Origin of the sequence: Microbacterium foliorum (assembly GCF_003367705.1) — a bacterium.
Classification (GTDB): domain Bacteria; phylum Actinomycetota; class Actinomycetes; order Actinomycetales; family Microbacteriaceae; genus Microbacterium; species Microbacterium foliorum.
On record NZ_CP031425.1, the window covers coordinates 1,513,753 to 1,539,567 of the forward strand.

Sequence of the window (25,815 nt, forward strand, 5' to 3'; positions counted from 1 at the left end):
GCGGCCCCGGATCGGCTGGAGGAAGTCGCCATACCCGGGCGGAGGAGCTTGTTCGCCATATGCTTTCGCTATGAGTTCCGGAGGACCGTCCCAGCCATCGCCCTACTCGCCGCCGCCCGCCCAGCCGCAGCAACAGGGACAACAGCCGCAGCACGGGCAGCCGCCGCAGTACGGACAGCCGCCGCAGTACTCGCCCCAGCAGTACGCCCGGTCGAACTACACGCCGCCGCAGTTCGCGCAGCAGCCCGTCTACGCCTCGGTGCTCGCGCAGCCGACCCCCTACTCGCCGCCGGCTCCTGCGGCGCCGTCGCCCGCGCCGGGGCTTCCCCCTCTTCCGCCAGGGCGACGGGGCGGCCGGATCGCTCTCTACTCGCTCTTCGGCTTCCTCGGTCTGCTGATGCTCGCTCTCGTGGCCTACTTCGGGCTCTTCCTCGGCGCGGCCGCATCGTTCATCGGCCTGGTGCTCGCACTCGTCCCGCTGGCGATCGTGTTCTTCGTCGTGCGCATGATCGACCGGTGGGAACCGGAGCCCAAGTCGCTGGTGTTCTTCGCCATCGCCTGGGGGGCTATCGCCGCGGTGGGCCTCACCCTGCTGGTCGATCTGGGTCTCACCGCGGTCTTCGGATTGCGCAGCGAGGCGGCGGGAGCGGTCGTCCAGGCTCCGATCGTGGAGGAGTTCTGGAAGGGCATCGGCGTCTTCCTGATCTTCCTGATCGCCCGGCGCTCGTTCGACGGTCCGGTCGACGGCGTCGTCTACGGTGCACTGGTGGGCGCCGGCTTCGCCTTCACCGAGAACATCCAGTACTTCGCGGTCAGCCTCATCGAGGGCGGCAGCGGGCAGCTCACCGTGACCTTCATCCTCCGAGCGATCATGTCTCCGTTCGCTCACGCGATGTTCACGTCGCTGACCGGCCTGGCGATCGGTCTCGCCGCCCGACGCCACGCGTCCGCCGGTGCGGCGCTCGGGTTCGGCGTCCTCGGCATGCTCGGTGCGATGCTGCTGCACGGCCTGTGGAACGGATCGTCCTTCGTGAACTTCTTCCTGCTGTACTTCGTGCTGCAGGTGCCGCTGTTCGTCGGCTTCATCTTCGGCATCATCGCGCTGAGGCGTGAGGAGTCGCGCCTCACCAGGGAACGACTCGGCGACTACGCCGCCGCCGGGTGGTTCACACCCGAGGAGGTCACGATGCTGGCGACGCCGGCTGGACGCAAGACCGGGCTGGCCTGGGCTTCGCAGCTGCGGGGTGACCGTCGCCCCCTCATGCGGCAGTTCATCAAGGATGCGACGATGCTCGCCTCGGTGCGCCAACGGGCGATCACCGGGCGGGATCCGATGGCCCCCGTAGACGAGCAGGCACTGCTCGCGCGCACGCGTGCGGCGAGGGCGGCGCTGCTGGCGTACTGATGGCCTCGGTGGCGGCGCGATCACTCGCGCAGTGCCGGGTGCCGGGGGAAAGACTCAGCGCCCGGTGCTGCGGCGATGCCTGCATGTCTACCGGGCGCTGAGTTGGTCTGTAAACAGGGTGCACCCGGTGCCGACGGGTGTCAAGACCTGCCTTCCGCGCGCCCTCGGGGTCGAGGTGCGCTGCGGTGCGCTGAGCGGCCAGCTGGCAGGATCCGACGTGTTCGCTGTGAGCGGGCGCCGTCGCGTTGACCGTGCCCCCGGTGCTCGGGTTGGATGGACATCATGACTGATCGCACAAAGCCTGAGTTCGACGCCCCCACCGGCCCCGCTCCCGCGGAGCTCGTGGTCCGCGACATCATCGAAGGGGACGGAGCCGAGGCGAAGCCCGGCGACACCGTCACCGTGCACTACGCCGGAGTCGAGTTCGAGTCCGGCGAGGAGTTCGATTCCTCGTGGGGTCGCGGCGAGACCATCCAGTTCCCGCTGCGCGGCCTGATCCAGGGCTGGCAGGACGGCATCCCGGGCATGAAGGAGGGCGGTCGGCGTGAGCTCGTCATCCCGCCGCACCTCGCCTACGGCCCCGTGGGAGGTGGGCACTTCCTCTCCGGTAAGACCCTCATCTTCATCATCGACCTCGTGAAGGTCGGCTGACCCCGACGAACGATGAAGGCGCCGCGCCCCGACAGGCTCGGCGCCTTCTGCGTTTTCGTGCGACATTGCCCACGTACAGCGGAATATATGCGTACGCATGTAAGTTGTTACGCGTGACGCCGTGAACGCGGCCCCTCATCCCTGCCGCCACCTGCGGCCCCCGTCTCCGAGGAGAAAACCATGACCACCATCGACATCCCCGGCTACCGTCCCGGCACCTACGTCCTCGACCCCGCCCACAGCGAGGTCACGTTCAGCGTCCGCCACATGATGATCTCCAAGGTGCGCGGCACCTTCGGCGTGAAGAGCGCGACGCTCACCGCTCCCGAGAACCCCCTCGAGACCACGGTCGAGGCGAGCGTCGACGTGACCTCCGTCGACACCAAGGACGAGGGACGCGACCAGCACCTGCGGTCGGCCGAGTTCTTCGACACCGAGAACTTCCCGACCATGGACTTCGTCTCCACCGGTGCACGTGCCGAGAAGGGTGAGCTGTTCGTCGACGGAGATCTCACGATCCGCGGCATCACCAAGCCCGTCACGTTCGAGGTCGACTTCGGCGGCTTCGGCTCCGACCCGTGGGGAAACTACAAGGCGGGCGCGTCGGCGAAGGCCGTCATCAACCGCGAGGACTTCGGTCTGACCTGGAACGCCGCCCTCGAGACCGGCGGAGTGCTCGTCGGCAAGGACGTCACGATCAACCTCGACCTGCAGGCGGCTCTGCAGCAGGACTGATCTCGGATCGCATGAGGGAACCCCGGGCCCGGAGGCTCGGGGTTCTCGCCGTATCCAGGGCGGTGGATCTTCGTCTGCTCGCGTCCTGCGACGGTGCAGATGCCTGGTAGACTCGACAGGTTGCCGTTTGATCGGCCGCGGATAAAGAGAGCTCACGCATCAGGCGTCGGGCACCGCGCAACAAGCAGAGAGGGGATCGAATCTATGGCACTGGAAGCAGACGTCAAGAAGGCGATCATCGAAGAGTACGCGACGCACCCCGGTGACACCGGATCCCCCGAGGTGCAGGCCGCGATGCTGACGCAGCGCATCAAGGACCTCACCGAGCACCTGAAGGAGCACAAGCACGACCACCACTCGCGTCGTGGCCTCTTCCTGCTCGTGGGTCAGCGCCGTCGTCTGCTCGGCTACCTCCAGAGCGTCGACATCGAGCGTTACCGCTCGCTGATCGCTCGCCTGGGTCTCCGCCGATAACGCAGAGCGCTCGCGCGTACAATCGCGCAAAACATTCTTGAGAAGGCCGTCCCAGGTGTGGGGCGGTCTTCGTCATGTCCGGGGTTGATCTCTCGATGTCTTTCCAGTAGGAAAGTAATGTGCTTTCCTAGTGGAAAGCGATCGGAGGACACACGATGGACCAGAAGCCGGTCCAGGGACAGGAGGCGCTCGCACCGCCGAGCGCGGAGCTCGCCCAGAGCTATCTCGATGAGGCGGACGCGGTGGTGCATCGACGCGGGCGTGTCGTCGATCGGCGAGGGCTGGCGTGGCTGCAGATCGCGAATGCCGTCATCACCGCCGTGTACCTCGTCGCGATGGCGGCGGCCCTACGTGGCGGCCAACAGGTGGGGGCGAGCCAGGTGATCCTCTTCGGGTTCATCCTGTGGGGGCAGCTGGCAGGTGGCATCGCGCAGCGCAATGGGATGCAGTGGCGCCTGACGCGGTCGCGTTGGCTGCTGTGGGTCTCGGGGGCCGTGCTGACGGTCGCGGCATTCGTCGTGTTCGGCTTCGTGGTCTGGGATCCCCGGTTCCCGGCGATCGGGATGTGGATCCCCGCCGCGCTCGTGCTGCTCGGGTATGGCGGCTACGGGGTGGTGCAGCTCGCTCGTGCGGCCGGTGACGGTCGCCCTCCACGGTCGCATCCCGCCCCGCTCACGCGCGGCGTGCGGTGGGGAACGATCGGCGTCGGCGTCGCTCTCGGTGTGCTCGCGATGCTCGGGTCCTCGTCGGACGGGACTCTGACGAGCGCGCTGCTGCTGCTCGTCGTGCTGGTGTTGTTCGCCTGGTTCACGGCGGCGCGCACAGAGATGGGCCTCCCCGCCGTCGGTGCCTCCTGGCGCTGGCCCCACCTCGCCGCCTTCGCCGTAGCCGCCTCCGTGCTGTCTCTGGTGGTGCTTGTCGACGAGATTCCGGTTCTGGTCGGCGTGCTCAGCGGTTCGGGCATCATCGCACTGTTCATCGCCGTCTCATTCGTCCCCGGACGTGATCTGCGTGAGTGAGAGCGGGTCCCGGCCGCACCCGCGGACCAGGCTCGACGACAATTTCGCGTCGCCGATCCGGTTCTCGCTTCTTGCATCGCTCGGCGACGGCGTCGAACTGGATTTCGCGGCGTTGCGCGAGATCCTCCAGTGCGGTGACTCACCGTTGAGCAAGGCCATCTCGCACCTTCAGGCGGCGGAGTACGTCGTCGCCCGCAAGGGCAGCCTCGGCAATCGCCCCCGCACGTGGGTCCATTCGACAGCGGCCGGTCGCGCGGCTTTCGCCGGCCACCTCCAGGCGCTGCGGGAGATCGTCGCGCTCGGCGGGGGTCCCTCGCTCTGACCGGCTCAGTTCCGGGATGACACCAGGTCGGGGTGGTGGATCGCTGCGACATCGGGATGCGCGCGAAGGCGCGACTTCATCGCGTTCTCGCCATAGGTCGCGTGAATGGGGTTGTTCGGGTCCTCGGTGATCCCGGTCGCCTCGGCGGCGAGATCCTCGGGGAGCTCGAGCAGCGGCAGCTGCTGATCCAGCGCGGGGTTGAAGAAGAACGGGATCGAGATGCGCTCCTCGGGGGCGCGAGGCGAGATCACCCGGTGGTTGGTCGCCTTCAGGTATCCACCCGTGGCGTACTCGAGGAGCTCTCCGATGTTGACGACGAAAGCGCCGGGGACCGGCGGCGCGGACACCCATTCGCCGTCGCGCTCCACCTGGAGGCCGCCCTTGCCCGGTTCGACCCACAGCAGCGTGAGCACGCCCGAGTCCTTGTGCGCGCCGACGCCCTGCTGCGGCTCGGGGTCGTTCGTGCCCGGGTAGCGCACGATCTTGATGAGGGTCGACGGGTCGTGGAAGGGCTCGTCGAAGTAGGTCTCGTCCGCCCCCAGGGTGAGCGCCCAGGCGCGCAGCAGCTTGCGGGCGATCTCGGTCAGGGTGTCATGCCATTCGGTGACGACGGCCTTGAGCTCGGGCTGTGCGGCGGGCCACAGGTTCGGACCGGTCAGCCGATTGAAGGCCGGGCCTCCCTCGACGGGTTCGCGCTCGGGGCCGATGTCGATCTGCTCACGCCAATCGACCTTGCCCTGCGTGCGCTCTCCGCCGACGCGCGTGTAGCCGCGGAAGTGCGGGCTCTTCACATTCTCGATCGCGAGCTTGTCCTCCTCCGCAAGTGCGAAGAAGTCGAGCGCCGCACGGTGCAGACGCTCCTCCAGTGCGGGGGAGATGCCGGTCCCCGTGAGGTAGAAGAACCCTACGTCGTGCGTCGCTGCGCGCAGCTCGTCGCGGAACTGCGCCGCGGCCTCGGGGCCGGCGTCGAGCTGGGAGAGGTCGAGGATGGGGAGCGAGAGATCAGCCATGACCCGAGCGTAATTCGGTCCTCTCGAGGGTGGCGCTGTGTTGCGCCGCGTTACCCGCGGCGTGCGCGCGGAACGCACGGTGAAACACACACCCGCGGTGGTGCTAAAGTCTCTGGAGGTAAGGGATGCCTTACCTCATTTCTTGTGTCAGAGAGTGTTCCTCCGTGCTCGCCACCTTCCTCATCGGCCTCCGTGAAGGCCTCGAAGCCGCACTCGTCGTCGGCATCCTCGTCGCCTACCTCCGCCGGCTCGGACGCGGCGACGCGCTGCCGCGACTCTGGACCGGCGTCGGACTCGCCATCGCCCTGGCGCTGGGCATCGGAGCGATCCTCACCTTCGGCGCCTACACACTCACCTTCGAGGCGCAGGAGCTGATCGGCGGTCTGCTCTCCCTGCTCGCGGTGGGCATGGTCACCTGGATGATCTTCTGGATGCAGAAGGCCGGCCGCACCATGAAGGCGACCCTCGAGGGCGGGCTCGACCGGGCGCTCACCCAGGGCGGCATCTGGGCGCTGATCGCGATCGGCTTCGTCTCGGTCGCACGGGAGGGCATCGAGACCACGCTTCTGCTGTGGTCGATGGTGCAGTCGTTCGGCGACGCGCCCGCGGCTCTGATCGGCGCCGTCCTCGGCCTGCTCGTCGCCGTGGTGATCGGCTGGCTGCTCGCCCGCGGTGCGGTGCGACTCGACCTGCGCAGGTTCTTCACCTGGACGAGCGGATTCCTCGTCATCGTCGCGGCAGGAGTGCTGGCATACGCGATCATGGACCTCCAGGAGGCCGGTGCGCTGCCCGGTCCCTTCACCTCCGCCGCTCCGATCGATGCCGTCACGGGCGCCGTGGCACTCGGCTGGGCGGCCTTCCCGTTCGGCTGGGCATTCGACGTCACGAACGTCATCGCTCCCGACAGCGCCTGGGCGACCGTTCTCCAGGCGACCGTCGGTTTCATGCCGCGGATGACGTGGCTCCAGGTCGCGGCATGGTCGGCGTACGTCCTCATCGTCGGATCGCTCTTCGTCCGCGGGCTGCGATCCCGTCTCCCCACTTCTTCTCGCCCGTCCCCGTCCCCGTCTGCGTCCGTGGACAGCGGCTCGACGGCCACCCTCACCCAGCAAGGAGCAGCATGACCACCTCTCGTCGAATCATCGGTGCCGTCGCCGCGGCAGGCGCCGCGGCTCTCGTCCTCAGCGGCTGCGTCGCGAAGAGCGACGTCGCCTCCGGCGCGGCGTTCGACGTGTCGTCGACCGATTCCGCGTGCGCCGTCTCCGGTGCCACCGCGGCGAGCGGCACGCTGACCTTCGATGTGAAGAACGACAGCGGCCAGACGTCCGAGTTCTACCTGCTGGCCGAGGACGGCCTGCGCATCGTCGGCGAGGTCGAGAACATCGCGCCGTCCGCGTCGCGCACGTTGACCGTCGTCGCCCAGCCCGGGAAGTACTTCACCCTGTGCAAGCCGGGCATGATCGGCGAGGGCGTCGGCAAGTCGGAGTTCACGGTGACCGGAGACCGGGTCGAGGTCGCCGGGGAGGACTCCGAGCAGAAGCAGCAGGCGGTGGACCTCTACGCCGCCTTCGTGAAGGATCAGGTCGGACAGCTCGTTCCCTCTGTCGAGGCACTGGTCGCGGCCTACGAATCGGGCGACGACGAGACCGCGCGCACGCTCTTCCCGCAGACGCGCGCCTTCTACGAGCGCATCGAGCCGGTCGCCGAGGCGCTCGGCACGCTCGACCCGCGCATCGACTACCGCGAGGTGGATGCCGTGGCCGAGGGGCTCGACTGGACGGGATTCCACCGCATCGAGAAGGACCTGTGGGTGCCGGCGCAGGATGCCCTCAACGCCGACGGCGAGACTCCGGCATGGCAGGACTGGGCGCCCTCGACGAGCCAGGAGCGCGCCGACTACGGCGACCAGCTGCTGGCCGACGTGCAGGAGCTGTACGACTACGTGCACTCCGACGACTTCACCGCGGCACTGGACGATCAGGGCATCGGCGGTATCTCCAACGGCGCCATCGCGCTGCTCGACGAGGTCGCGACAGGCAAGATCTCGGGCGAGGAGGACTGGTGGTCCGGTACCGACCTCTACGACTTCGCGGCGAACGTCGAGGGGTCGAAGATGGCGTTCTCCCTGGTGCAGGACTTCGCTGCGGCGCAGGGCGACGACGGCGCCGCGCTGGTGTCCGAGATCGAGGACGGATACACCGCCCTCGAGGGGTCTCTCGCCGCACACGGCTCCCTCGCCGACGGATTCGTGGGGTACTCGGCGCTCACGGATGCCGACAAGCGCGAGTTCACCGATCTGATCAACGCCCTCGCGGAGCCGCTGTCGCAGCTCACCGGCACGGTCCTCGACTGATCCGAAGGGTACGGTCTCGCACGTGGACGAACGATCGAACGACGACGCCGACGCGCAGTCCGTGTCGGAGCCGCCGTCCGCGGCACCCTCGTCGGGTGGTCTCAGCCGCCGAGGACTGCTCGGACTCGCCCTCGGGGGCGGCGTAGCCTCCCTCGCGGCAGGCGTCGGAGCGGGCTTCGTCGGCGGCACCGCGGCGGGCAGGGCGGAGGCTGCCGACGATGCGCAGCGGGCGTACGACTTCTTCGGCGCGCATCAGGCGGGCATCACGACGCCCGTGCAGGAGCATCTGCACTTCGCCGCGTTCGACATGATGCCCCGTACCGACCGCGACGACCTGATCTCGCTGCTGCAGGACTGGTCGTACGCAGCCTCCAGGATGGTCGCGGGGCTCGAGGTGAGCGCCACCGGCGCTGTCGGCGGGGACGCCGAGGTGCCGCCCGACGACACCGGCGAGGCGCTGGGGCTGCCGGCGGCGTCGCTCACGATCACGATCGGCTTCGGCCCGAGCCTGTTCGAGAACGAGGACGGGGATCGCTACGGCATCGCCGCGCAGCGACCCGAAGGACTCGAACGGCTGCCGGCCTTCCTGGGCGATGACCTCGATCCGCAGGGCTCCCACGGCGACCTCTGCATCCAGGCCTGCGCCGATGACCCGCAGGTGGCGGTGCACGCGATCCGCAATCTCAGCCGGATCGCCTTCGGGCGCGCACGGCTGCGCTGGTCGCAGCTCGGCTTCGGCAAGACGTCGCGCACGACCTCGGCGCAGACCACTCCGCGCAACCTCTTCGGCTACAAGGACGGCACGGCGAACATCCTCGCGGACGACGCCGATGCACTCGCGGCGCACGTCTGGGTCGGTGCGGACGACGAGCCCGCCTGGTTGGCCGGTGGGTCGTACCTCGTGGCCCGCAGGATCGCAATGCTGATCGAGACCTGGGACCGGGTGCGCCTGTCGGAACAGGACACGATCGTCGGGAGGGACAAGGGCTCAGGGGCTCCCCTCTCCGGGGGCGACGAGTTCACCGCGCCCGACTTCGGCACCTCCGCCATCGATGCGAACTCGCACGTGCGGCTCGCGCATCCGGAGCAGAACGGAGGCATCCGCATCCTGCGCCGCGGCTTCAACTACGTCAACGGCAACAACGATCTCGGGCGACTCGACGCAGGGCTGTTCTTCCTCTCGTACCAGCGAGATCCCGCGCAGTTCGTCAGCCTGCAGCGAGCCCTCTCGACGGATCGCATGAACGAGTACATCCGACACGTGGGATCGGGTATCTGGGCGGTCCCGCGCGGGGCGACATCGGGCTCCTACGTCGGCGCGGAGCTCTTCGCCTGACCCGCTCCCCGGTCAGGCGTCGAGGAGGTCGGCGACGAAGGCCGCCGTCGAGTCCGCTCCGAGGTGGTCGTCGGCGCTGATGGTCACGACCGCATCTCCGGCGAAGAGGATGAGCTGACCGTGTGCGCCGTGCAGTCGCCACTGCGGTCCGGGGCCGTCCCAGCCTGCGAGTGCATACCGCTCGTACCCGGGGTTCTGGCCCGAGGCGACCCAGTCGGAGTGCATCCCGTCGATGAGTGCTGCGGAGACGAGGCGCTCGCCCTCCCATTCGCCGCGGTCGCGGATCAGCCGTCCGAGTCTCGACATCTCCTCGGTGCGCAGAGCGATGCCGCTGCCGGCGACGACCCGACCCCGCGGGCAGCGCTCCCAGGCGATGTCGCCGAGACCCAGGGGGTCGAGCAGCCGCGGCCGCAGATAGTCGACGATGTCGCCTGTCCGGGTCGCCAGCACTGCCATCGCCGTGTAGCTGCTGGCATTGGAGTACTGGAACACGCGACCGGATGTCGGACGACCGAGGAACTCACGGGCGAGATCGGGCCAGTCCGTCATCAGGGTCTCCGAGTAGGGCAGATCGATGCCGCTCGACATCGTGAGCAGATGCCGGAGGGTCACCTCTTCGACACCGTCTCCGAGGACGACGTCCGGCACGTACTCGGCGACGGGTGCATCGAGCGAGACGAGTCCCTCGTCCACGGCGATGCCCGCGGCCAGGACGCACACCGCCTTCGCCACCGAATGGATCTCCTCTCGGACGTCCTCGGTCCAGCGGTACTCGGCGACGTCGTGGCCGATGCGCACGTGCAGACCATGTGCGACGAAGCCCGTCGCATCGACCTGCTCGACGATGAGATCGCGGATCCGCGCGGCTCGGGTCACCGCTTCACGCTCGCATCCGGAGTCTGCCGGGGCCGCCGGGAGCCGGTGGGGTCGCTGCGGTGTCCCTGCCTGCCGGTGAGCTCCGGGTCGGTGAACAGCCAGCGCGGCCGGGGTTCGACGAGGGGGCGGAAGATCGACCGGATCGGCTTCGTCGCGAGAGCCAGGGCGAGGACGACCGACAGCAGGGTCACGAGCGGCAGCCACAGCCAGGTCGGATCGAGGTCCCGCAGCACTCCTGACTCGCGGAACGGGTAGAGCACGAAGGAGTGCAGGAGGAACACGTACATCGTGTACTGGCCGAATCGCGTCCACCAGTGGGTGCCGCGGGGGATGAGGGCGAAGAACGCGGCGCTGAGGATGACCGCCAGCAGCATCAGCGCGATGCGCGCGCCACCCGCCCACCATTGCTCGCCGCCGAGGTCCGCATAGGCATCCTCGTAGAAGAACCACCGGCCGAGGTCGACCTGCTTCCACACGTCGATCCAGTTCCACGCTGCGAAGCCCGCGATGCCGAGCACGCACAGGGCTGTCGCCCTGACCCACCAGGGGCGGACGTCGAGCAGGCGGAGGCGTGTGACGACGTCGCGATCGCGCAGCCACCAGCCCAGCGCGAAGAACGGCAGCAGCCCGAGGGTGCGCGACAGCGAGAACGTGCTGTCGACGTTGGGGAGGTAGCCGACGCCCACCGAGATGATCACCGTCCACAGCAGTGGCCAGCGCAGCAGGGCGAGATAGGGGAGGACGAGGCGGAAGATCCCCAGCGCCAGCAGGAACCACAGCGTCCAGGACGGCTTCGTGAAGTTCGGATCCGCCTGTCCTTCGACGAACCACTTCGTGAGGGTCCAGAGGAACTCGAAGATGACGTAGGGGACGAGGATGTCGGTGATGACCCTCGCCATCTGCACCCGCGTGGGGGAGCCGGATTTCGAGAAGTAGCCGGAGATGATCGCGAACGCGGGCATGTGGAACGCGTACAGCGCGAGATACGCCGCGAGAGCGATGTCGGAGTCGTACGTGAGCCGCTGGATCGCGTGTCCCAGCACCACCAGCACGATGCAGGCGTACCGCGCGTTGTCCCAGAAGGGGACTCTCTTGCGCGGTCTCGGGGCGGACGCGGTGGCGGGGCTCGTCGGGTCGGCTCCGGTGCTGTGCATCCTCCGAGGCTACTCGGGGAATAAAGTTGTGGGGATCGCGTTGACTCATATACATTCACATGAATAGAACCGGATGCGCGGCACCCGATTCGAGAAGACGGAGCAATCATGAGCGAGCAGGCAGGCGTCCCGGTGCAGTTCGGCATCATGTCGGTCAGCGACATCACCCGCGATCCCACGACCGGCATCACGCCGAGCGAGCAGGAGCGCATCAAGGCGACCCTGCGGATCGCCACGCACGCGGAGGAGGTCGGTCTCGACGTCTTCGCGATCGGCGAGCACCACAACCCGCCGTTCTGGTCGTCCAGCCCCACCACGTTCCTCGCTGCGCTCGCCGCGCAGACCGAGCGTCTGATCGTGTCGACCTCGACGACCCTCATCACCACGAACGACCCGGTGCGCATCGCCGAGGAGTACGCGATGCTCCAGCACGTGTCGGACGGCCGCATGGACCTCATGCTGGGTCGCGGCAACACCGGTCCCGTGTACCCGTGGTTCGGCCAGGACATCCGCCAGGGTCTTCCGCTCGCGATCGAGAACTACGCGCTGCTGCACAAGCTGTGGCGTGAGGACGTCGTGGACTGGGAAGGCAAGTTCCGTACGCCGCTGCAGGGCTTCACCTCGACGCCGCGTCCGCTCGACGGTGTCGCCCCGTTCGTCTGGCACGGCTCGATCCGCACACCCGAGATCGCCGAGCAGGCCGCCTACTACGGCGACGGATTCTTCGCGAACAACATCTTCTGGCCCAAGGAGCACTACCAGCGTCTGATCGAGCTCTACCGTCAGCGGTACGCGCACTACGGACACGGCGCGCCGGAGCAGGCGATCGTCGGCCTCGGCGGTCAGGTGTTCATGGCGGCGAAGTCGCAGGATGCCGTGAACCGCTTCCGCCCGTACTTCGACAACGCCCCCGTGTACGGACACGGTCCGAGCATGGAGGACTTCACCGAGATGACCCCGCTCACCGTGGGGTCGCCGCAGCAGGTCATCGACCGCTATGCCGCGATGCGGGAGCACTACGGGGACTACCAGCGGCAGCTCTTCCTCATCGACCACGCCGGTCTTCCTCTGAAGACGGTGCTGGAGCAGCTCGACATCCTGGGCTCCGAGGTCGTGCCGGTGCTGCGCAAGGAGCTCGCGAAGGACCGTCCGGCGAACGTCCCGGACGCCCCGACCCATGCATCGCGGGTTCTGGCCGAGTTCGGCGACGGCCCGACCCGCCAGGCGCGGCCCGGAGCGAACCGGGGCGACAACCTCACCGGTGACTCGCCCTACCAGGACACGCCCGCTCCCGCCGGTTCCGCCTTCGGTCTGAGCCGGAAGGGTGCCTGAGATGGCCAGCCGTCGGATCGCGGTCGTCTCGGCCGGCCTCTCGAACCCGTCGTCCACTCGCATGCTGGCCGATCGCCTCGCGGCCGAGACCGTCAGGGCTCTCGCCGGTCATGACATCGAAGCGACGGTCGACGTCGTCGAGCTGCGGGACTACGCGCACGACATCACCAACAATCTGCTCACCGGGTTCGCGCCGCCGGCGCTGGAGACCGCGATCAACACCGTGGTGTCCGCAGACGCGCTCATCGCGGTCACGCCGATCTTCTCGACGAGCTACAACGGCCTCTTCAAGTCGTTCATCGACGTGCTCGATCCCGACGCGCTCGCCGGGATGCCCGTGCTGATCGGCGCGAACGCCGGCACGGCCAGGCATTCGCTCGCCATCGACTACGCGATCCGCCCGCTCTTCGCCTATCTGCATGCGGATGCCGTCTCGACGGGCGTGTTCGCGGCCTCCAGCGACTGGGGCGGAGCAGGCGACGACGTCGCCCCTCTCGCGAAGAGGGTGGAGAAGGGTGCGCGTGAGCTCGCCGAGGCCATCGCCAGGCGGGACACCACCGAGGTCCTCGACCCGTACGATCCCGCGACCTACCTCGGCGAGGGCCGGTCGTTCGGTCACATGCTCGGCGGTCTCGCCGGCGAGTGACCTCGTCGTGCGCCGCTCGACCACGGTCGAGCGGCGCACTCGCGTTTCCGGCCGTGCAGGTCAGCCACGCCCACCCGCACGGCGATTCCAGCCGTACTCGGTCTCCGGGCGACCCCGTGCCCCGTACCGTGCGCCGCGGATCGCCACACCGGTATCGGCGAGATGCTCGAGGTATCGGCGCACCGACACGCGGGACATGCCGAGCCGCTCGGCCGCCTCGCTCGCCGATATCGCGCCTCCCGCACGCAGCGCCGCGATGACCTTCTGCAGCGTCGCGTCGGAGAGTCCCTTCGGGATGGAGACGGTGCCGGTGGCACGGCCGAGCAGGGCATCGATCTCCGATTGGGTGGCCTCGCCGTCGGTCGCACGCGCCTGCTCACGGTGCGACCGGTACGCGGTCAGGCGCTCCTGGAAGACGGCGAACGGGAAGGGCTTGACCAGGTACTGGTGCACCCCCAGCGCGGCCATCTGCCGCACGCTCTCGGCGTCGCGCACGCCGGTGATCGCGATCACGTCGACTGCCGCGCCGCGGGCGCGCAGTGCACGCAGGACGTCGATGCCCGAACCGTCGGGCATCGTCAGGTCGAGCAGCACGAGGTCGAACGGCTGATCCGTCGGCTGTGCCAGCACGGCCGAGAGCGCGGCGCGGGCTCCGGTGCACTCTCCGCCGACGACGAAGCCGTCGATCCGCTCGAGGTAGGTCCGATGCAGTTCGATCGTCAGAGCGTCGTCGTCGACGAGCAGGGTGCGGATCATCTCGGTGCCTTCCCCCGGGTCGGCGGGAGGGCGACGCGGAAGGTCGTCGGGTGCTCGGACACCGCGACCGTGCCGCCCGCCCCCAGCACCACCGAGCGGACGAGTGCCAGGCCGACGCCGCGTCCGTGCGTATCGGCGGGTTTGGTCGAGAACCCCTGGACGAAGATCTGCTCGCGGATCGGCACGGGGATCCCTCGGCCGCTGTCCGAGACCTCCAGGAGGATGCCTCCGTCGACGGCCGTCTGCAGAGTGACCTCGACCCAGCGCTCCTCGGCCTCACCCGCCGCATCCATGGCGTTGTCGATGAGGTTGCCGAGCACGGCGACGCTCTCGACCGCTGAGAGCGGCGAGCGGGGAGTGTCGGGATCGATGCGCACCCGCCAGTCGATGCCGCGCTCCTTGGCCTGCGAGGCCTTGCCGAGCAGCAGCGCTCCCACCGCAGGGTCGCCGGCGCGACGGGCCGTGACCTGGTCGACCAGCGACTGGCTCTGCCGCGATGTCTCGGTCAGGATGTCGATCGCCTCGTCCGTGCGCCCGAGCTCGAGCAGGGCGACGGCGGTGTGCATGCGGTTCCCGTGCTCGTGGGTCTGCGCGCGGATCGCGTCGCCCAGGGGGCGCAGGGACTCGTACGACGACACCGCGTCGCGCACCTGCCCCGGCGGCAGATCCCCGGCGATCCGGCGGGTGAATCGGCGAGCCGCCAGGGCGCCTATGGCCCCGAAGGCGACGAGGCCCGCGGTGATGCCGACAGAGAGGGGGAGCCTGCGCACCAGGGTCTCCGAGATCGACTCGATGGTGACGCCGGAGGACACCCAGCCGACCGGGTCGCCGCCGGATCCGATCACCGGAACGATCGTGCGCACAGACGGGCCCAGTGTCCCGGTGAACACCTCCGTCAGCGGCCGCGGCGCATCGGGGATGGTGCCGAGGTAGCGCGCACCGATCTGGTCGAGATCCGGGTGGGTCACGCGCGTGCCGTCGAGGGTCATGATCGTCACGAAGTCCAGACCTGCATCGGCCATGACGTCGAGCGCGTACGGCTCGAGTCCGGCGCTCATCGCCGTGCGATCCTCGCCCCCGAGCATGTCGACGACGAGCGGAGAGGATGCGACGGTCGCCGCGGTCGCCGCCGTGACCCGTTCGGCTTCGGCATGGGTGGCCCGCTGGGCGTCCACCACCAGGAAGACCGCGACCAGTGCCCCGAGCACCACCGCCGCGACCAGCAGTACGAGGAAGACCCGTGAGGCGATGCTGCGCGCGGGTCTCATCGGGTCCTTCCGATCGGCGGTGATCGCGGGGTCCGTGATCTCGGTAGTGACCAATACGACCACAAATGGTGCCGAGGAGGGAAGTCGGCGACGGTGAACACACCGACAGGCGACGACGCCGTCGGTCATGAGACGACGACGTTCATGATCAAGGAGGAAAACATGGCCATCACGACGGGGTTCTCCCTTCCCGGTTTCAATTCTCGCCGAGGCAAGCAGGCCTGGGACAGGCACACCTGGTTGTACGTGTCGGTGATCATCGCGGTCGTCCTCGGCGCGGCGGTGGGGCTGCTCTGGCCGCAGGTCGGTCAGAGCCTGGAGCCGATCGGCAAGGGGTTCGTGTCGCTGATCAAGATGATGATCGCGCCGATCATCTTCTGCACGATCGTCGTGGGAGTGGGGTCGATCGCCAAGGCGGCAACCGTCGGCAAGATCGGCGGTCTGGCGTTGCTGTACTTCATGGTCATGTCGACGTTCGCTCTCGCGATCGGCCTCGTCGTCGGCAACATCATCCACCCGGGGTCCGGCCTCGACATGGCCAATTCGAACTACGACGCGACCGACACCGAGGCGAAGACCACGACCGAGTTCATCCTCGGCATCATCCCCACCACGTTCTTCTCCGCGTTCACCGGTGAGAGCGTCCTGCAGGTGCTGTTCATCGCCCTCCTGGTCGGCTTCGCGCTGCAGGGACTCGGTGACAAGGGCGCCCCGATCATGGATGCGGTGAAGAACCTGCAGAAGCTGGTCTTCCGCATCCTCGGAATGATCCTCTGGCTCGCGCCGCTCGGTGCATTCGGCGCGATCGCCGCGGTCGTCGGCAAGACCGGGGTGGCCGCGATCTGGAGTCTGGGCGTGCTGATGATCGCGTTCTACATCACCTGCTTCCTGTTCATCGTCGTCGTGCTGGGAACGCTGCTCTACGCGGTCACCCGGGTCAACATCTTCAGCCTCGTGAAGTACCTCGCCAGGGAGTACCTCCTGATCGTCGGCACGTCGTCGTCGGAGTCCGCGCTGCCTCGACTGATCGCGAAGATGGAGCACATCGGCGTCTCGAAGCCGGTCGTCGGCATCACCGTGCCGACCGGATATTCGTTCAACCTCGACGGCACCGCCATCTACCTGACGATGGCCTCGCTGTTCATCGCCACCGGAATGGGGCAGCCGATGGCGATCGGCGAGCAGATCGGGCTGCTCGTGTTCATGATCATCGCGAGCAAGGGCGCCGCCGGCGTCACCGGTGCAGGGCTCGCGACGCTCGCCGGCGGGCTGCAGGCCTACCGCCCCGACCTGGTCGACGGCGTCGGCGTCATCGTCGGCATCGACCGCTTCATGTCGGAGGGACGCGCGCTCACCAACTTCACCGGCAACGCGGTCGCCACCCTGCTCATCGGCACCTGGACGCGTCAGATCGACCGCGACCGGGTGACACAGGTGCTGAGTGGCCGGATCCCGTTCGAGGAGTCGCAGCTCGACGGTGTCGACGATCACGGCATGGTGGACGAGGAGAGCGCCGTCGACGTGCAGGGGCTCAAGGAGTCCGCACTCGACGAGATGGCGGCCAAGCAGGCACGCGCACGTGCACGCGAGGAGCGCGGCTGAGCCCGAGCGAGGGAGAGGGATGCGGGAGTCGACGATTCGTCGGCTCCCGCATCCGTGCGATCAACCGCTCTTGCGTCGGAACTCACGCCGCGTCTGCGGGGCCGCTGCTCCATGGACGGCGGAGTCGCCATCCAGGTGCGACTCGCCCTGACGGTGGTGCGCGTTCTTCTTCTCGAGCGCTTCCTTGAACTTGCGCTTCATGTCCTCGGTGGAGGACGCGCCTTCTTCGGTGCTCATGCCCGCAAGCCTAGGCCACGTCGCTGCGCGGCGGCCGAGTGGATGCCGACGACCTGCGTCGCGCGCGTCGCACGGCGAGGTCGATCGCCGCGCCGAGGCCGAGCGCCACGGCGACCGAGACGACCACAGCCACCACCGGACCCCCGGGGATCACCGCGGCCACCACCGCGCCGACCGACGCCTGATAGGCGGCCCATCCGAGCGCAGCCGTCGTCACGAGGCCGATGTAGCGTCCAGGATGGATGCGCGAGGCCCCGGCCACGAGGTTGATCGCCAGCCTCGCGAAGGGGACGAACCGCGCGGTGAAGAGCACGCTCGCCGTGCCCCCGTCGAGCCGGAGCCCTGCCCAGTCCAGCGCTGCCCGGACGCGGGGGCGGCGCATCCACGCCCAGCGCTCGATGCCCACGGTGCGTCCGACGAGATAGCAGGCGATGTCGCCGCAGGCCGCCGCCGCTCCCGCACATCCGATGACGGCCCACAGCGGGGGAGAACCCGACGTCGAGGCGATCGCGCCGAGAACCGTCACGGCGATCTCCCCGGGGACGACAACCAGGAAGGAGTCCCCGAGGACGAGGAGGCTCATGATGAGCAGGGCCCAGGGGCCGGTGAGCAGCTCGAACGGCACCCCACCACACTGCGCGCCGGAGGTGAACGGCAACCAACGTCGGGATAGCCGGTGACCGGCGCTCCAGCATCCGGTGAACTTCTGGTGGCAGGGGCACGTTCGCGCCTCAGACGGCGCCGACACCGGGCATCCTGGGCGGGTGAGAGTCGCGATCGTGACCGAGTCCTTCCTTCCGCACATGAACGGTGTCACCGGATCCGTGCTGCAGATCCTCCGGCACCTCGAGCGCACGGGCCATGAGGCGCACGTGCTCGCACCGGATGCCGTCGGCCTGCCGACCGAGATCTCCGGCGCGGCCGTCGAAGCCATCCCGAGCCTGGCACTCCCCGGCTACCGCAACGTCAGGGTGGGGACCTCGCCCGCCCACCGCGTGGCCGCCTCCCTCCGACGCTTTCAACCGGACGTCGTGCACCTCGCCTCCCCTTTCGCGCTGGGATGGCGCGGTGCGCTCGCCGCAGAGCGACTGGAGGTGCCCTCGGTGGCGGCCTATCAGACCGACGTCGCGGCGTACGCGGCGAGATACCGGGTCCCCGCGACCACAGGCCTCGCCCACACCCACATCGCGCGCCTGCACCGGCGGGCGACCCTCACGCTCGCGCCCTCCGAAGACGCCGCGCACCGACTCGCCGACCTCGGGGTCGATCGGGTCAGGAGATGGGGCAGAGGAGTCGATGCGGAACGCTTTCAGCCGATGCGCCGGAGTGCGCAGCTGCGTGCCGCATGGGGTACCGAGACCGTGATCGGCTACGTCGGCCGACTCGCTCCGGAGAAGCAGGTGGAAGACCTCGCGGCGCTGCAGGACATCCCCGGGGCGCGCCTCGTGATCGTGGGGGACGGGCCGAGCCGGCCCCGACTCGAGACGCTGATGCCGAGCGCGGTGTTCCTCGGACATCTCGAGGGGGATGCGCTCGCCGCCGCGCTGGCCTCCTTCGACGTGTTCGTGCACCCCGGCGAGAGCGAGACCTTCGGACAGACGCTGCAGGAGGCGCACGCCAGCGGAGTGCCTGTCGTCGCCACCGGGCGCGGCGGGCCGCTCGATCTCGTGCGGATGGGGATCGACGGATGGCTCTACCGCCCGGGAGATCTCGAGGATCTGCGCATGCGCGTCGCCGATCTCGCCGGCGACGCCCGAAAGCGCAGAGCGTTCGGGGCCGCCGGGCATCAGGCCGTGCAGGGACGCAGCTGGGCCAGCGTCTGCGACCAGCTGCTGGGCCACTTCGACGAGGCGAGGGCACTGCAGGCCGTCGACGCGGGCGCGCGCGCTCGCCGCAGGACCCGCCCCGATCCGTCGCGATCGATCGACGCGCGTCGCTGGCAGCGCTACGTCGCCCTGGGGGACTCTCTCACCGAGGGGCTGTGCGATCCCGGACCCGAGGAAACCCTGCGGGGATGGGCGGACCGACTGGCGCTGCTGCTCGCGTCCAGGGGAGGACTGCACTATGCCAACCTCGCCATCCGCTCGAAGCGCGTGCGCGACGTCTGCGAGACCCAGCTGCCGCGGGCGATCGAGCTCCGTCCCGACCTCGTGTCGGTGCTCATCGGCGCCAACGACCTCGTGAAACCGCGTGTCGACGTGACCGCGCTCGCAGCCGAGCTCGAGAGCGCAGTGACCCGGCTCCGCGCCATCGGCGCCGACGTGGTCCTGGTCACGCCCTTTCTCCCCGACCGCCGTGCGGCGGGCATCTACGCCGCGCGCTTCGCGTCGTTCGCCACCGCCCTGGCGGGTATCGCGGCACGCACGGGCGCGATCCTGATCGACACCGATCTGCATCCGACGCTGCCCGAGCGTCCCCACTGGGGTGAGGACCTCGTGCATCTCAGCAGCCGCGGTCATCGCTTCCTCGCCTACCGGGTGGGAGAGGTGCTGGGCGTCCCGCACGCCGACGCGCTGGGTGCGCTCGATGCGTCGCTGCACGACGACGAGCCGATCAGCGCCGGTCTGTGGTGGCGTCGCCACGCGCTGCCCTGGGTGTGGCGACGCCTGCACGGCCGTGCGGCCGGCGACGGGCGTGTCGCGAAGCACGACGACTACGTCTATCTCGGGCGCTCGCGAGCTCCGCGCGGGGTCAGCGTCGGCTGATCGTCGGCGAGGCCGCGCGGGTCAGCGGCGACCCATGCCGTGATACGACCAGCCGGCCGCTCGCCAGAGATCGGCGTCGAGGCAGTTCCTGCCGTCGATGATCACCCGCCCGGCGACGAGCGACCCCGCATGCTCGGGGGTGAGGTCGCGGCGGTACTCGTCCCATTCCGTGACGATCACGACGGCATCCGCGTCGCGCAGGGCGTCATCGCGCTCGGCGGCATACCCGAGCTGAGGATGAGCGGCCTCCGCGTTCGCGAGCGCCGCCGGATCCGTCACCACGACGTCGGCGCCCAACCCCCGCAGCCGCACCGCGACATCGAGCGCGGGGGAGTCGCGGATGTCGTCGCTGAAGGGCTTGAACGCCGCGCCGAGCACCGCGACCCGTCGCCCGAACACGAGCCCGCCCAGTGCGTCGACGACCATCTGCACCGCCCTGTCGCGACGACGCAGGTTGATCGCGTCGACCTCGCGGAGGAAACCCACGGCCTCTCCGCGGCCCAGTTCCTCGGCACGCGCAGTGAAGGCGCGGATGTCCTTGGGCAGACACCCGCCGCCGAAGCCGATCCCCGAGCCGAGATAGCGTCTGCCGATGCGGGTGTCGTATCCGAGCGCGTCCGCGAGCAGCGCGACATCGGCGCCCGCGGCTTCCGCGATCTCGGCCATCGCGTTGATGAACGAGATCTTGGTGGCGAGGAAGGCGTTCGCGGCTCCCTTGACGAGCTCGGCGGTCGCGAGATCGGTGACGAGGAACGGGGTTCCCGTCGCGACGGCGGAGGCGTAGGCCTTCCGTAGCAGCGTCGCGGCCCCGGCACCCCCGGCTCCGTCTGGCACGCCGACGACGAGGCGGTCGGGTGTGAGCGTGTCGTGCACGGCCCAGCCCTCACGAAGGAACTCGGGGTTCCACACCAGCGTCGCGCCCGTCTCGTCGACGCGCGCGGCCAGGCGTTCCGCGGTGCCGACCGGCACCGTCGACTTGCCGGCGACGACATCACCTCGGCGGAGATGGGGGAGGAGCGACTCGAGGGCCGCGTCGACGAACCGCAGATCGGCCGCATGCCCGCCCGCGACCTGCGGGGTGCCCACGGCGAGGAAATGCACGTCGGATCCGCGCGCGTCGGCCATATCGCTGCTGAACCGCAGGCGTCCCGAGGTCAGTCCGTCCCGCAGCAGCTCCTCGAGCCGTGGCTCGAAGAACGGTGCCGTCCCGTGCGCGAGCACGGCGACCTTGTGCTCGTCGACGTCGATACCGACGACGTCGTGTCCGATCGAGGCCATCGCTGCGGCGTGCACGGCACCGAGGTACCCGCATCCGATCACTGACATGCGCATGCGCCCACAAGACCCGATGCTCCTCACGCGAGAGCATCGGAGGGGTGAACGCCACGTGGACGGCGCATGTCGGAACACCCGGGCGTCGAGCCCACGGGGCTTTTCGGGCCGCCGCTGATAGGCTGGATGCGGTCGACGCGTGTCGACCGCATAACTTCATATCGACTCATGGAGCGATCGGCGGAGAGCTGGTCCCCTGTGGTGGGTTCCTCGGCGGGTCGCGTCGGGTGGCTTTCTACTGGTGGCCAGCGCAGGTGACATTCGCGGGAATGCCCGCGCGCCCATATCCTGCCGCATCCGCTCCTTCATGAATACGCTCGCGCACCATACGGGTGCGCGAGCCTAAACAAAGAAGGAGAGACCTCTTGGAAGGTCCTGAAATCACCGCCACCGAGGCCGTTCTCGACAACGGCCGCTTCGGCACCCGCACCATCCGCTTCGAGACCGGCCGCCTCGCGCAGCAGGCTCAGGGCGCAGTCGCCGCGTACCTCGACGGCGAGACCATGCTCCTCTCGGCCACCAGCGCAGGCAAGCACCCGCGCGAGGGCTTCGACTTCTTCCCGCTGACGGTCGACGTCGAGGAGCGCTCCTACGCCGCCGGCAAGATCCCCGGCTCGTTCTTCCGTCGTGAGGGCCGCCCCTCCACCGAGGCGATCCTCGTCTGCCGTCTGATCGACCGTCCGCTGCGTCCGTCGTTCGTCGACGGCCTGCGCAATGAGGTCCAGGTCGTCATCACGGTGATGTCGATCGCTCCCGGCGAGTACTACGACGCTCTCGCGATCAACGCGGCCTCCGCGTCGACGCAGATCTCGGGTCTGCCCTTCTCGGGTCCCGTCGCCGGTGTGCGCCTCGCGTTCGTCCCGGGCCACGGCGAGCACGCCGACCAGTGGGTCGCGTTCCCGAATGCCGAGCAGGTCGCAGAGGCCGTGTTCGACCTCATCGTCGCCGGTCGCGTCGTCACCAAGTCCGACGGCTCCGAAGACGTCGCGATCATGATGGTCGAGGCCGAGGCCACCGAGGGCAGCTGGAACCTGATCAAGGCCGGCGCCACCAAGCCCGACGAGACCATCGTCGCGCAGGGCCTCGAGGCGTCGAAGCCCTTCATCGCTCAGCTCGTCAAGGCTCAGGCCGAGCTCGCCGCCACCTCGTCGAAGGAGCCGGGCGTGTACCCGGTCTTCCCGGCGTACAGCCAGGAGGTCTACGACTTCGTCGCCGGCCGCTCCTACGACGACCTCGTCGGCGTCTACCAGATCGCCGACAAGTCCGACCGTCAGGCTGCGGACGACGCGATCAAGGACCGCGTCCGGGCAGAGCTCATCGAGGCCACCGAGTCGGGTTCGCTCCACGCCGGCGCCCCGCTGGAGTTCTCCGCGGCGTACAAGTCCGTGACGAAGAAGATCGTCCGCGGTCGCATCCTCACCGAGGGCGCTCGCATCGACGGCCGTGGCCTCGCCGACATCCGCCCGCTCGACGCCGAGGTGCAGGTCATCCCGCGCGTGCACGGATCGGCGATCTTCCAGCGCGGTGAGACCCAGATCCTGGGCGTCACCACGCTGAACATGCTCAAGATGGAGCAGCAGATCGACTCGCTGTCGCCCACCACGAGCAAGCGCTACATGCACCACTACAACTTCCCGCCCTACTCGACCGGTGAGACCGGCCGGGTCGGTTCGCCGAAGCGTCGCGAGATCGGGCACGGCTTCCTCGCCGAGCGCGCGCTCGTGCCGGTCCTGCCGAGCCGCGAGGAGTTCCCGTACGCGATCCGTCAGGTGTCCGAGGCGCTGAGCTCCAACGGCTCGACCTCGATGGGCTCCGTCTGCGCGTCGACCCTGTCGCTGCTGAACGCCGGTGTGCCGCTGCGCGCACCCGTCGCCGGTATCGCCATGGGCCTCGTCTCCGATGAGGTCGACGGCGAGACCCGCTACGCGGCGCTGACCGACATCCTCGGCGCAGAAGACGCTCTGGGCGACATGGACTTCAAGGTCGCGGGTACCGGTGAGTTCATCACCGCCATCCAGCTCGACACGAAGCTCGACGGCATCCCGACCTCGGTCCTCGCCGGTGCGCTCACCCAGGCCCGCGACGCCCGTCTGACGATCCTCAACGTCCTGAACGCCGCGATCGACGCGCCCGACGAGATGGCGCCCACCGCGCCTCGCGTCATCAGCGTGCAGATCCCGGTCGACAAGATCGGTGAGCTGATCGGCCCGAAGGGCAAGACGATCAACTCGATCCAGGACGAGACCGGCGCGCAGATCTCCATCGAGGAGGACGGCACCGTCTACATCGGCGCGACCGACGGACCGTCGGCCGAGGCCGCACGGGCCCAGGTCAACGCGATCGCGAACCCGACCAACCCCGAGGTGGGTGAGCAGTTCCTCGGAACCGTCGTGAAGATCGCGACGTTCGGTGCGTTCGTCTCGCTGCTTCCGGGCAAGGACGGTCTGCTGCACGTCACCGAGGTGCGCAAGCTCGCCGGTGGCAAGCGCGTCGAGAACGTCGACGACGTCCTCTCCGTCGGACAGAAGATCCTCGTGAAGATCACGAAGATCGACGACCGCGGCAAGCTGTCGCTCGAGCCCGTCATCGACGAGGCTCCTGCAGCCGCTGCTGCCGAGGAGTCCGCTGCGGAGTAATCCCCAGCGCTTCGACACGGAGCCCGGGCCGTCCCTCAGGACGCCCGGGCTTCGTCGTGTCCGACGTGACCAAACCGTTATGGGAAGTTCGCCCGCCGTTCCTCGGATTGGTCGGGGAGTTCGCAGAACTCGCCTACTCTCGAAGTACGCACCGGGGGGTGTATTCGGGCAGTGATGCGGGCCGTGGTCCACGGCCGAGGCGGGGTGAGGATATGCGGTTGTTCGGCGTAGGCACAGGAGCCTCGAACGACCGCGCGCAGGAGAGCCTGGCTGAGCATCCGTCGGCTCCCATCCCGGTCATCGGACCCGGAATAGGGGAGAACATCCGCGTCCCGCTCGGCGAGACGGGTTTCGAGACGTTCCCTCTGATGCTCGGTGCCGCGGAGTTCGGCTGGAACGTCGACCTCGAGACCAGTCACGGGATCCTCGACAGATATGTCGAATTCGGCGGCAACGCGATCCACACGGCAGACGGATTCTCCGGCGGACGCAGCGAGCACATCATCGGTCAGTGGCTGCAGTCCCGTGGTCAGAGGGAGCGCTCGGTGGTGAGCGCGCGCATCGGCGCGCACGCCGACAACCCCGGACTCGGATCCGTCAACCTCGTTCGCGCCGTCGAAGGATCCCTCACCCGACTGGGTGTCGAGCGGATCGACGTGGTCTACCTCGATGCGACTCTCGACAAGACCACGAACCTCGAAGACACTCTCGCGACGGTCGAATGGATGGTCGACGCGGGAAAGATCGGTGCGCTCGGAGCCTTCGGCTTCGCCCCTGAGCGCCTCGTCGAGGCGCGGATCCTCGCCTCGGCCGGATATCCGCGCATCGAAGTCATCGACTCTCCGTACAACCTGGTCAGGCGTCAGCCCTTCGAGGGCGATCTGCGTCTCGTCGCCGGCGCGCAGGGCCTCGCGGTGACTCCGTCGCACGCGCTGGAGCATGGCTTCCTCTCGGGGAGGCACCGCAGCAAGGCGCTGGCCTCGAAGGGCGTGCGCGGAGAGCAGCTGCGCGGACATCTGAACCGTCGCGGCACCAAGATCCTCCGCGCCCTCGATCAGGTCGCCACCGAACTCGAGGTGCCGGTCGCCGCCGTGTCGATCGCGTGGCTGCTCGCCCAGCGCACTGTCGCGGCGCCGATCGTGAACGCCTTCGCCGCGGAGCACGTCGACGAGCTGATGCAGGGGGCCGGTGTCACGCTGTCGCGCGCACAGGTCGCAGAACTCACCCGCGCCGGCAACTGAGCGGCGTCACGACGCTGTCACAGACCTGGCATAGGGTGGAGTGGAACCGACAAACGCTGTCGATGAAGCGAGCGAGTTTGTGACGCATTACATATATCTGGTCAGACATGGCGAACATCAGGACGCCGAGCACGGTCTCGCCGACGGACCCCTGTCGCCTCGAGGTCAGCGCCAGGCCGAGCTGATCGCCGATCGCCTGTCGGGCCTTCCGCTCGACGCCGTCTGGCACTCGCCCCTGCTGCGCGCGAACGAGACGGCGAGGGCGATCGCCGCCCGTCTGCCGTCGGTCGACCCCGAGCCGACGGCGCTGCTGTTCGACTGCGTGCCCACCGGCATGACCGACGAGACGCCTGCCGCCTACGAGCCGTTCTTCGGAGCCGTCACCGAGGCCGAGCTCGAGGCGGGACGCGCGCAGATGTTCGATGCCGTCAACGAGTTCCTGGTGCGCAAGCCGGGAGACGTCCACGAGGTGCTCATCACCCACAACTTCGTCATCTCCTGGTTCGTCCGAGAGGTTCTCGGAGCGCCAGAGTGGCGGTGGATGACCCTCAACCAGGCGCATTGCGGACTCACGGTCATCGCGCAGAAGCAGGGAAGGCCGTGGACGCTGCTCACGCATAACGACACCGGCCATCTTCCGGTCGAGCTGCGCACCGGCATCCCCGACACGATGCCGGTCTGATCCCTCGGGGCACGGCCCGCCGCGAGGCTGCAGAGCCCCGGCG

General features: G+C 68.7%; 24 protein-coding genes. 16 read left to right on the forward strand and 8 right to left on the reverse strand.

Features of this window, described 5'->3' with window-relative positions; all coding sequences use genetic code 11:
• Positions 1 to 70: 70 nt before the first annotated feature.
• The 6 genes from DXT68_RS06875 to DXT68_RS06900 all read left to right on the forward strand — a co-directional run bounded on the left by DXT68_RS06875 (position 71) and on the right by DXT68_RS06900 (position 4,606).
• Entirely contained in the window at positions 71 to 1,405 is a 1,335-nt protein-coding gene (locus DXT68_RS06875) for a PrsW family intramembrane metalloprotease (protein WP_082069041.1), read from the forward strand.
• Positions 1,406 to 1,687: 282 nt separating this feature from the next.
• Entirely contained in the window at positions 1,688 to 2,056 is a 369-nt protein-coding gene (locus tag DXT68_RS06880; RefSeq protein WP_045255339.1) for an FKBP-type peptidyl-prolyl cis-trans isomerase, read from the forward strand.
• 180 nt (positions 2,057 to 2,236) lie between these two features.
• Complete coding sequence (locus tag DXT68_RS06885) at positions 2,237 to 2,791, forward strand: YceI family protein (RefSeq protein ID WP_045255338.1); 555 nt, start codon at positions 2,237 to 2,239, stop codon at positions 2,789 to 2,791.
• A 204-nt stretch (positions 2,792 to 2,995) separates the two neighbouring features.
• Positions 2,996 to 3,265 carry a 30S ribosomal protein S15 gene (gene rpsO, locus DXT68_RS06890; protein ID WP_017203073.1) on the forward strand — a complete coding sequence of 90 codons (270 nt, stop codon included), beginning with the start codon at positions 2,996 to 2,998 and terminating at the stop codon, positions 3,263 to 3,265.
• A gap of 155 nt (positions 3,266 to 3,420) precedes the next feature.
• Positions 3,421 to 4,284, forward strand: coding sequence for a hypothetical protein (locus tag DXT68_RS06895; protein WP_045255337.1), 864 nt, complete (start codon positions 3,421 to 3,423; stop codon positions 4,282 to 4,284).
• Entirely contained in the window at positions 4,277 to 4,606 is a 330-nt protein-coding gene (locus tag DXT68_RS06900) for a transcriptional regulator (RefSeq protein WP_045255336.1), read from the forward strand. Before DXT68_RS06895 ends, DXT68_RS06900 begins: the two co-directional genes overlap by 8 nt.
• Positions 4,607 to 4,611: 5 nt before the next feature.
• On the opposite strand, the gene DXT68_RS06905 is transcribed toward DXT68_RS06900, so the two are convergent.
• Positions 4,612 to 5,616 carry an isopenicillin N synthase family dioxygenase gene (locus DXT68_RS06905; RefSeq protein WP_115760471.1) on the reverse strand — a complete coding sequence of 335 codons (1,005 nt, stop codon included), beginning with the start codon at positions 5,614 to 5,616 and terminating at the stop codon, positions 4,612 to 4,614.
• A 164-nt stretch (positions 5,617 to 5,780) separates the two neighbouring features.
• On the opposite strand from DXT68_RS06905, the gene efeU reads away from it, so the two are divergent.
• From efeU to efeB, 3 genes are read left to right on the forward strand one after another with little or no spacing between them, the layout of a single operon-like run.
• Positions 5,781 to 6,740 (forward strand): iron uptake transporter permease EfeU, encoded by a 960-nt coding sequence (gene efeU, locus DXT68_RS06910; protein WP_082069040.1) that lies wholly within the window; start codon positions 5,781 to 5,783, stop codon positions 6,738 to 6,740.
• Positions 6,737 to 7,969 carry an iron uptake system protein EfeO gene (gene efeO, locus DXT68_RS06915; protein ID WP_045255333.1) on the forward strand — a complete coding sequence of 411 codons (1,233 nt, stop codon included), beginning with the start codon at positions 6,737 to 6,739 and terminating at the stop codon, positions 7,967 to 7,969. Before efeU ends, efeO begins: the two co-directional genes overlap by 4 nt.
• Positions 7,970 to 7,991: 22 nt before the next feature.
• Positions 7,992 to 9,305: an iron uptake transporter deferrochelatase/peroxidase subunit gene (gene efeB / locus DXT68_RS06920; RefSeq protein ID WP_082069039.1), complete on the forward strand. Its 1,314-nt coding sequence runs from the start codon at positions 7,992 to 7,994 to the stop codon at positions 9,303 to 9,305.
• Positions 9,306 to 9,317: 12 nt separating this feature from the next.
• Here efeB and DXT68_RS06925 read toward each other — a convergent pair whose 3' ends face one another.
• Both DXT68_RS06925 and DXT68_RS06930 read right to left on the reverse strand, forming a co-directional pair.
• Positions 9,318 to 10,181, reverse strand: a complete 864-nt coding sequence (locus tag DXT68_RS06925; RefSeq protein ID WP_045255332.1) for a serine hydrolase domain-containing protein — start codon at positions 10,179 to 10,181, stop codon at positions 9,318 to 9,320.
• Complete coding sequence (locus DXT68_RS06930) at positions 10,178 to 11,335, reverse strand: acyltransferase family protein (protein WP_045255331.1); 1,158 nt, start codon at positions 11,333 to 11,335, stop codon at positions 10,178 to 10,180. The genes DXT68_RS06925 and DXT68_RS06930 overlap by 4 nt, the downstream gene beginning before the upstream one ends.
• Positions 11,336 to 11,443: 108 nt before the next feature.
• On the opposite strand from DXT68_RS06930, the gene DXT68_RS06935 reads away from it, so the two are divergent.
• Positions 11,444 to 12,667, forward strand: a complete 1,224-nt coding sequence (locus tag DXT68_RS06935) for an LLM class flavin-dependent oxidoreductase (protein ID WP_045255330.1) — start codon at positions 11,444 to 11,446, stop codon at positions 12,665 to 12,667.
• A gap of 1 nt (position 12,668) precedes the next feature.
• Positions 12,669 to 13,313, forward strand: coding sequence for an FMN reductase (locus tag DXT68_RS06940; RefSeq protein WP_045255329.1), 645 nt, complete (start codon positions 12,669 to 12,671; stop codon positions 13,311 to 13,313).
• 60 nt (positions 13,314 to 13,373) lie between these two features.
• Here DXT68_RS06940 and DXT68_RS06945 read toward each other — a convergent pair whose 3' ends face one another.
• Together DXT68_RS06945 and DXT68_RS06950 are read right to left on the reverse strand one after the other, a co-directional pair.
• Positions 13,374 to 14,069 carry a response regulator gene (locus DXT68_RS06945; protein ID WP_045255328.1) on the reverse strand — a complete coding sequence of 232 codons (696 nt, stop codon included), beginning with the start codon at positions 14,067 to 14,069 and terminating at the stop codon, positions 13,374 to 13,376.
• On the reverse strand, positions 14,066 to 15,337 hold the full coding sequence (locus DXT68_RS06950) for a sensor histidine kinase (RefSeq protein ID WP_045255662.1): 1,272 nt from the start codon (positions 15,335 to 15,337) through the stop codon (positions 14,066 to 14,068). Before DXT68_RS06950 ends, DXT68_RS06945 begins: the two co-directional genes overlap by 4 nt.
• A 162-nt stretch (positions 15,338 to 15,499) precedes the next feature.
• Here DXT68_RS06950 and DXT68_RS06955 point away from each other — a divergent pair, with 162 nt between their 5' ends.
• Positions 15,500 to 16,939 carry a cation:dicarboxylate symporter family transporter gene (locus DXT68_RS06955; protein WP_045255661.1) on the forward strand — a complete coding sequence of 480 codons (1,440 nt, stop codon included), beginning with the start codon at positions 15,500 to 15,502 and terminating at the stop codon, positions 16,937 to 16,939.
• Between the two features lie 60 nt (positions 16,940 to 16,999).
• Here the strand turns inward: DXT68_RS06955 and DXT68_RS16935 are convergent, their stop codons facing one another.
• The gene (locus DXT68_RS16935; protein ID WP_162247495.1) at positions 17,000 to 17,176 is read right to left on the reverse strand and encodes a DUF5302 domain-containing protein; all 177 of its coding nucleotides are present in this window, start codon (positions 17,174 to 17,176) and stop codon (positions 17,000 to 17,002) included.
• A gap of 10 nt (positions 17,177 to 17,186) precedes the next feature.
• Positions 17,187 to 17,801, reverse strand: coding sequence for a DedA family protein (locus DXT68_RS06960; protein WP_244268220.1), 615 nt, complete (start codon positions 17,799 to 17,801; stop codon positions 17,187 to 17,189).
• A 154-nt stretch (positions 17,802 to 17,955) separates the two neighbouring features.
• Here DXT68_RS06960 and DXT68_RS06965 point away from each other — a divergent pair, with 154 nt between their 5' ends.
• Entirely contained in the window at positions 17,956 to 19,881 is a 1,926-nt protein-coding gene (locus DXT68_RS06965) for a GDSL-type esterase/lipase family protein (RefSeq protein WP_244268219.1), read from the forward strand.
• 21 nt (positions 19,882 to 19,902) lie between these two features.
• Here DXT68_RS06965 and DXT68_RS06970 read toward each other — a convergent pair whose 3' ends face one another.
• Positions 19,903 to 21,213: a UDP-glucose dehydrogenase family protein gene (locus DXT68_RS06970; protein WP_045255327.1), complete on the reverse strand. Its 1,311-nt coding sequence runs from the start codon at positions 21,211 to 21,213 to the stop codon at positions 19,903 to 19,905.
• A 365-nt stretch (positions 21,214 to 21,578) separates the two neighbouring features.
• On the opposite strand from DXT68_RS06970, the gene DXT68_RS06975 reads away from it, so the two are divergent.
• The 3 genes from DXT68_RS06975 (at position 21,579) to DXT68_RS06985 (ending at position 25,772) form a co-directional block, all read left to right on the forward strand.
• Positions 21,579 to 23,849 (forward strand): polyribonucleotide nucleotidyltransferase, encoded by a 2,271-nt coding sequence (locus DXT68_RS06975; protein WP_045255326.1) that lies wholly within the window; start codon positions 21,579 to 21,581, stop codon positions 23,847 to 23,849.
• Between the two features lie 212 nt (positions 23,850 to 24,061).
• Complete coding sequence (locus DXT68_RS06980; RefSeq protein ID WP_045255325.1) at positions 24,062 to 25,090, forward strand: aldo/keto reductase; 1,029 nt, start codon at positions 24,062 to 24,064, stop codon at positions 25,088 to 25,090.
• Positions 25,091 to 25,169: 79 nt separating this feature from the next.
• On the forward strand, positions 25,170 to 25,772 hold the full coding sequence (locus DXT68_RS06985; RefSeq protein WP_045255324.1) for a histidine phosphatase family protein: 603 nt from the start codon (positions 25,170 to 25,172) through the stop codon (positions 25,770 to 25,772).
• The last annotated feature ends 43 nt before the right edge of the window (positions 25,773 to 25,815 follow it).

Excerpts from the sequence above, each read along its gene's own strand:
- DXT68_RS06955 (WP_045255661.1), top strand. The coding sequence starts at position 15,500 with ATGGCCATCACGACGGGGTTCTCCCTTCCCGGTTTCAATTCTCGCCGA.
- DXT68_RS06970 (WP_045255327.1), bottom strand. The coding sequence starts at position 21,213 with ATGCGCATGTCAGTGATCGGATGCGGGTACCTCGGTGCCGTGCACGCC.
- efeO (WP_045255333.1), top strand. The coding sequence starts at position 6,737 with ATGACCACCTCTCGTCGAATCATCGGTGCCGTCGCCGCGGCAGGCGCC.
- DXT68_RS06980 (WP_045255325.1), top strand. The coding sequence starts at position 24,062 with ATGCGGTTGTTCGGCGTAGGCACAGGAGCCTCGAACGACCGCGCGCAG.
- DXT68_RS06905 (WP_115760471.1), bottom strand. The coding sequence starts at position 5,616 with ATGGCTGATCTCTCGCTCCCCATCCTCGACCTCTCCCAGCTCGACGCC.
- DXT68_RS06875 (WP_082069041.1), top strand. The coding sequence starts at position 71 with ATGAGTTCCGGAGGACCGTCCCAGCCATCGCCCTACTCGCCGCCGCCC.
- DXT68_RS16935 (WP_162247495.1), bottom strand. The coding sequence starts at position 17,176 with ATGAGCACCGAAGAAGGCGCGTCCTCCACCGAGGACATGAAGCGCAAG.
- DXT68_RS06940 (WP_045255329.1), top strand. The coding sequence starts at position 12,669 with ATGGCCAGCCGTCGGATCGCGGTCGTCTCGGCCGGCCTCTCGAACCCG.
- DXT68_RS06880 (WP_045255339.1), top strand. The coding sequence starts at position 1,688 with ATGACTGATCGCACAAAGCCTGAGTTCGACGCCCCCACCGGCCCCGCT.
- DXT68_RS06950 (WP_045255662.1), bottom strand. The coding sequence starts at position 15,337 with ATGAGACCCGCGCGCAGCATCGCCTCACGGGTCTTCCTCGTACTGCTG.
- DXT68_RS06895 (WP_045255337.1), top strand. The coding sequence starts at position 3,421 with ATGGACCAGAAGCCGGTCCAGGGACAGGAGGCGCTCGCACCGCCGAGC.
- DXT68_RS06945 (WP_045255328.1), bottom strand. The coding sequence starts at position 14,069 with ATGATCCGCACCCTGCTCGTCGACGACGACGCTCTGACGATCGAACTG.
- DXT68_RS06935 (WP_045255330.1), top strand. The coding sequence starts at position 11,444 with ATGAGCGAGCAGGCAGGCGTCCCGGTGCAGTTCGGCATCATGTCGGTC.
- rpsO (WP_017203073.1), top strand. The coding sequence starts at position 2,996 with ATGGCACTGGAAGCAGACGTCAAGAAGGCGATCATCGAAGAGTACGCG.
- DXT68_RS06885 (WP_045255338.1), top strand. The coding sequence starts at position 2,237 with ATGACCACCATCGACATCCCCGGCTACCGTCCCGGCACCTACGTCCTC.
- DXT68_RS06930 (WP_045255331.1), bottom strand. The coding sequence starts at position 11,335 with ATGCACAGCACCGGAGCCGACCCGACGAGCCCCGCCACCGCGTCCGCC.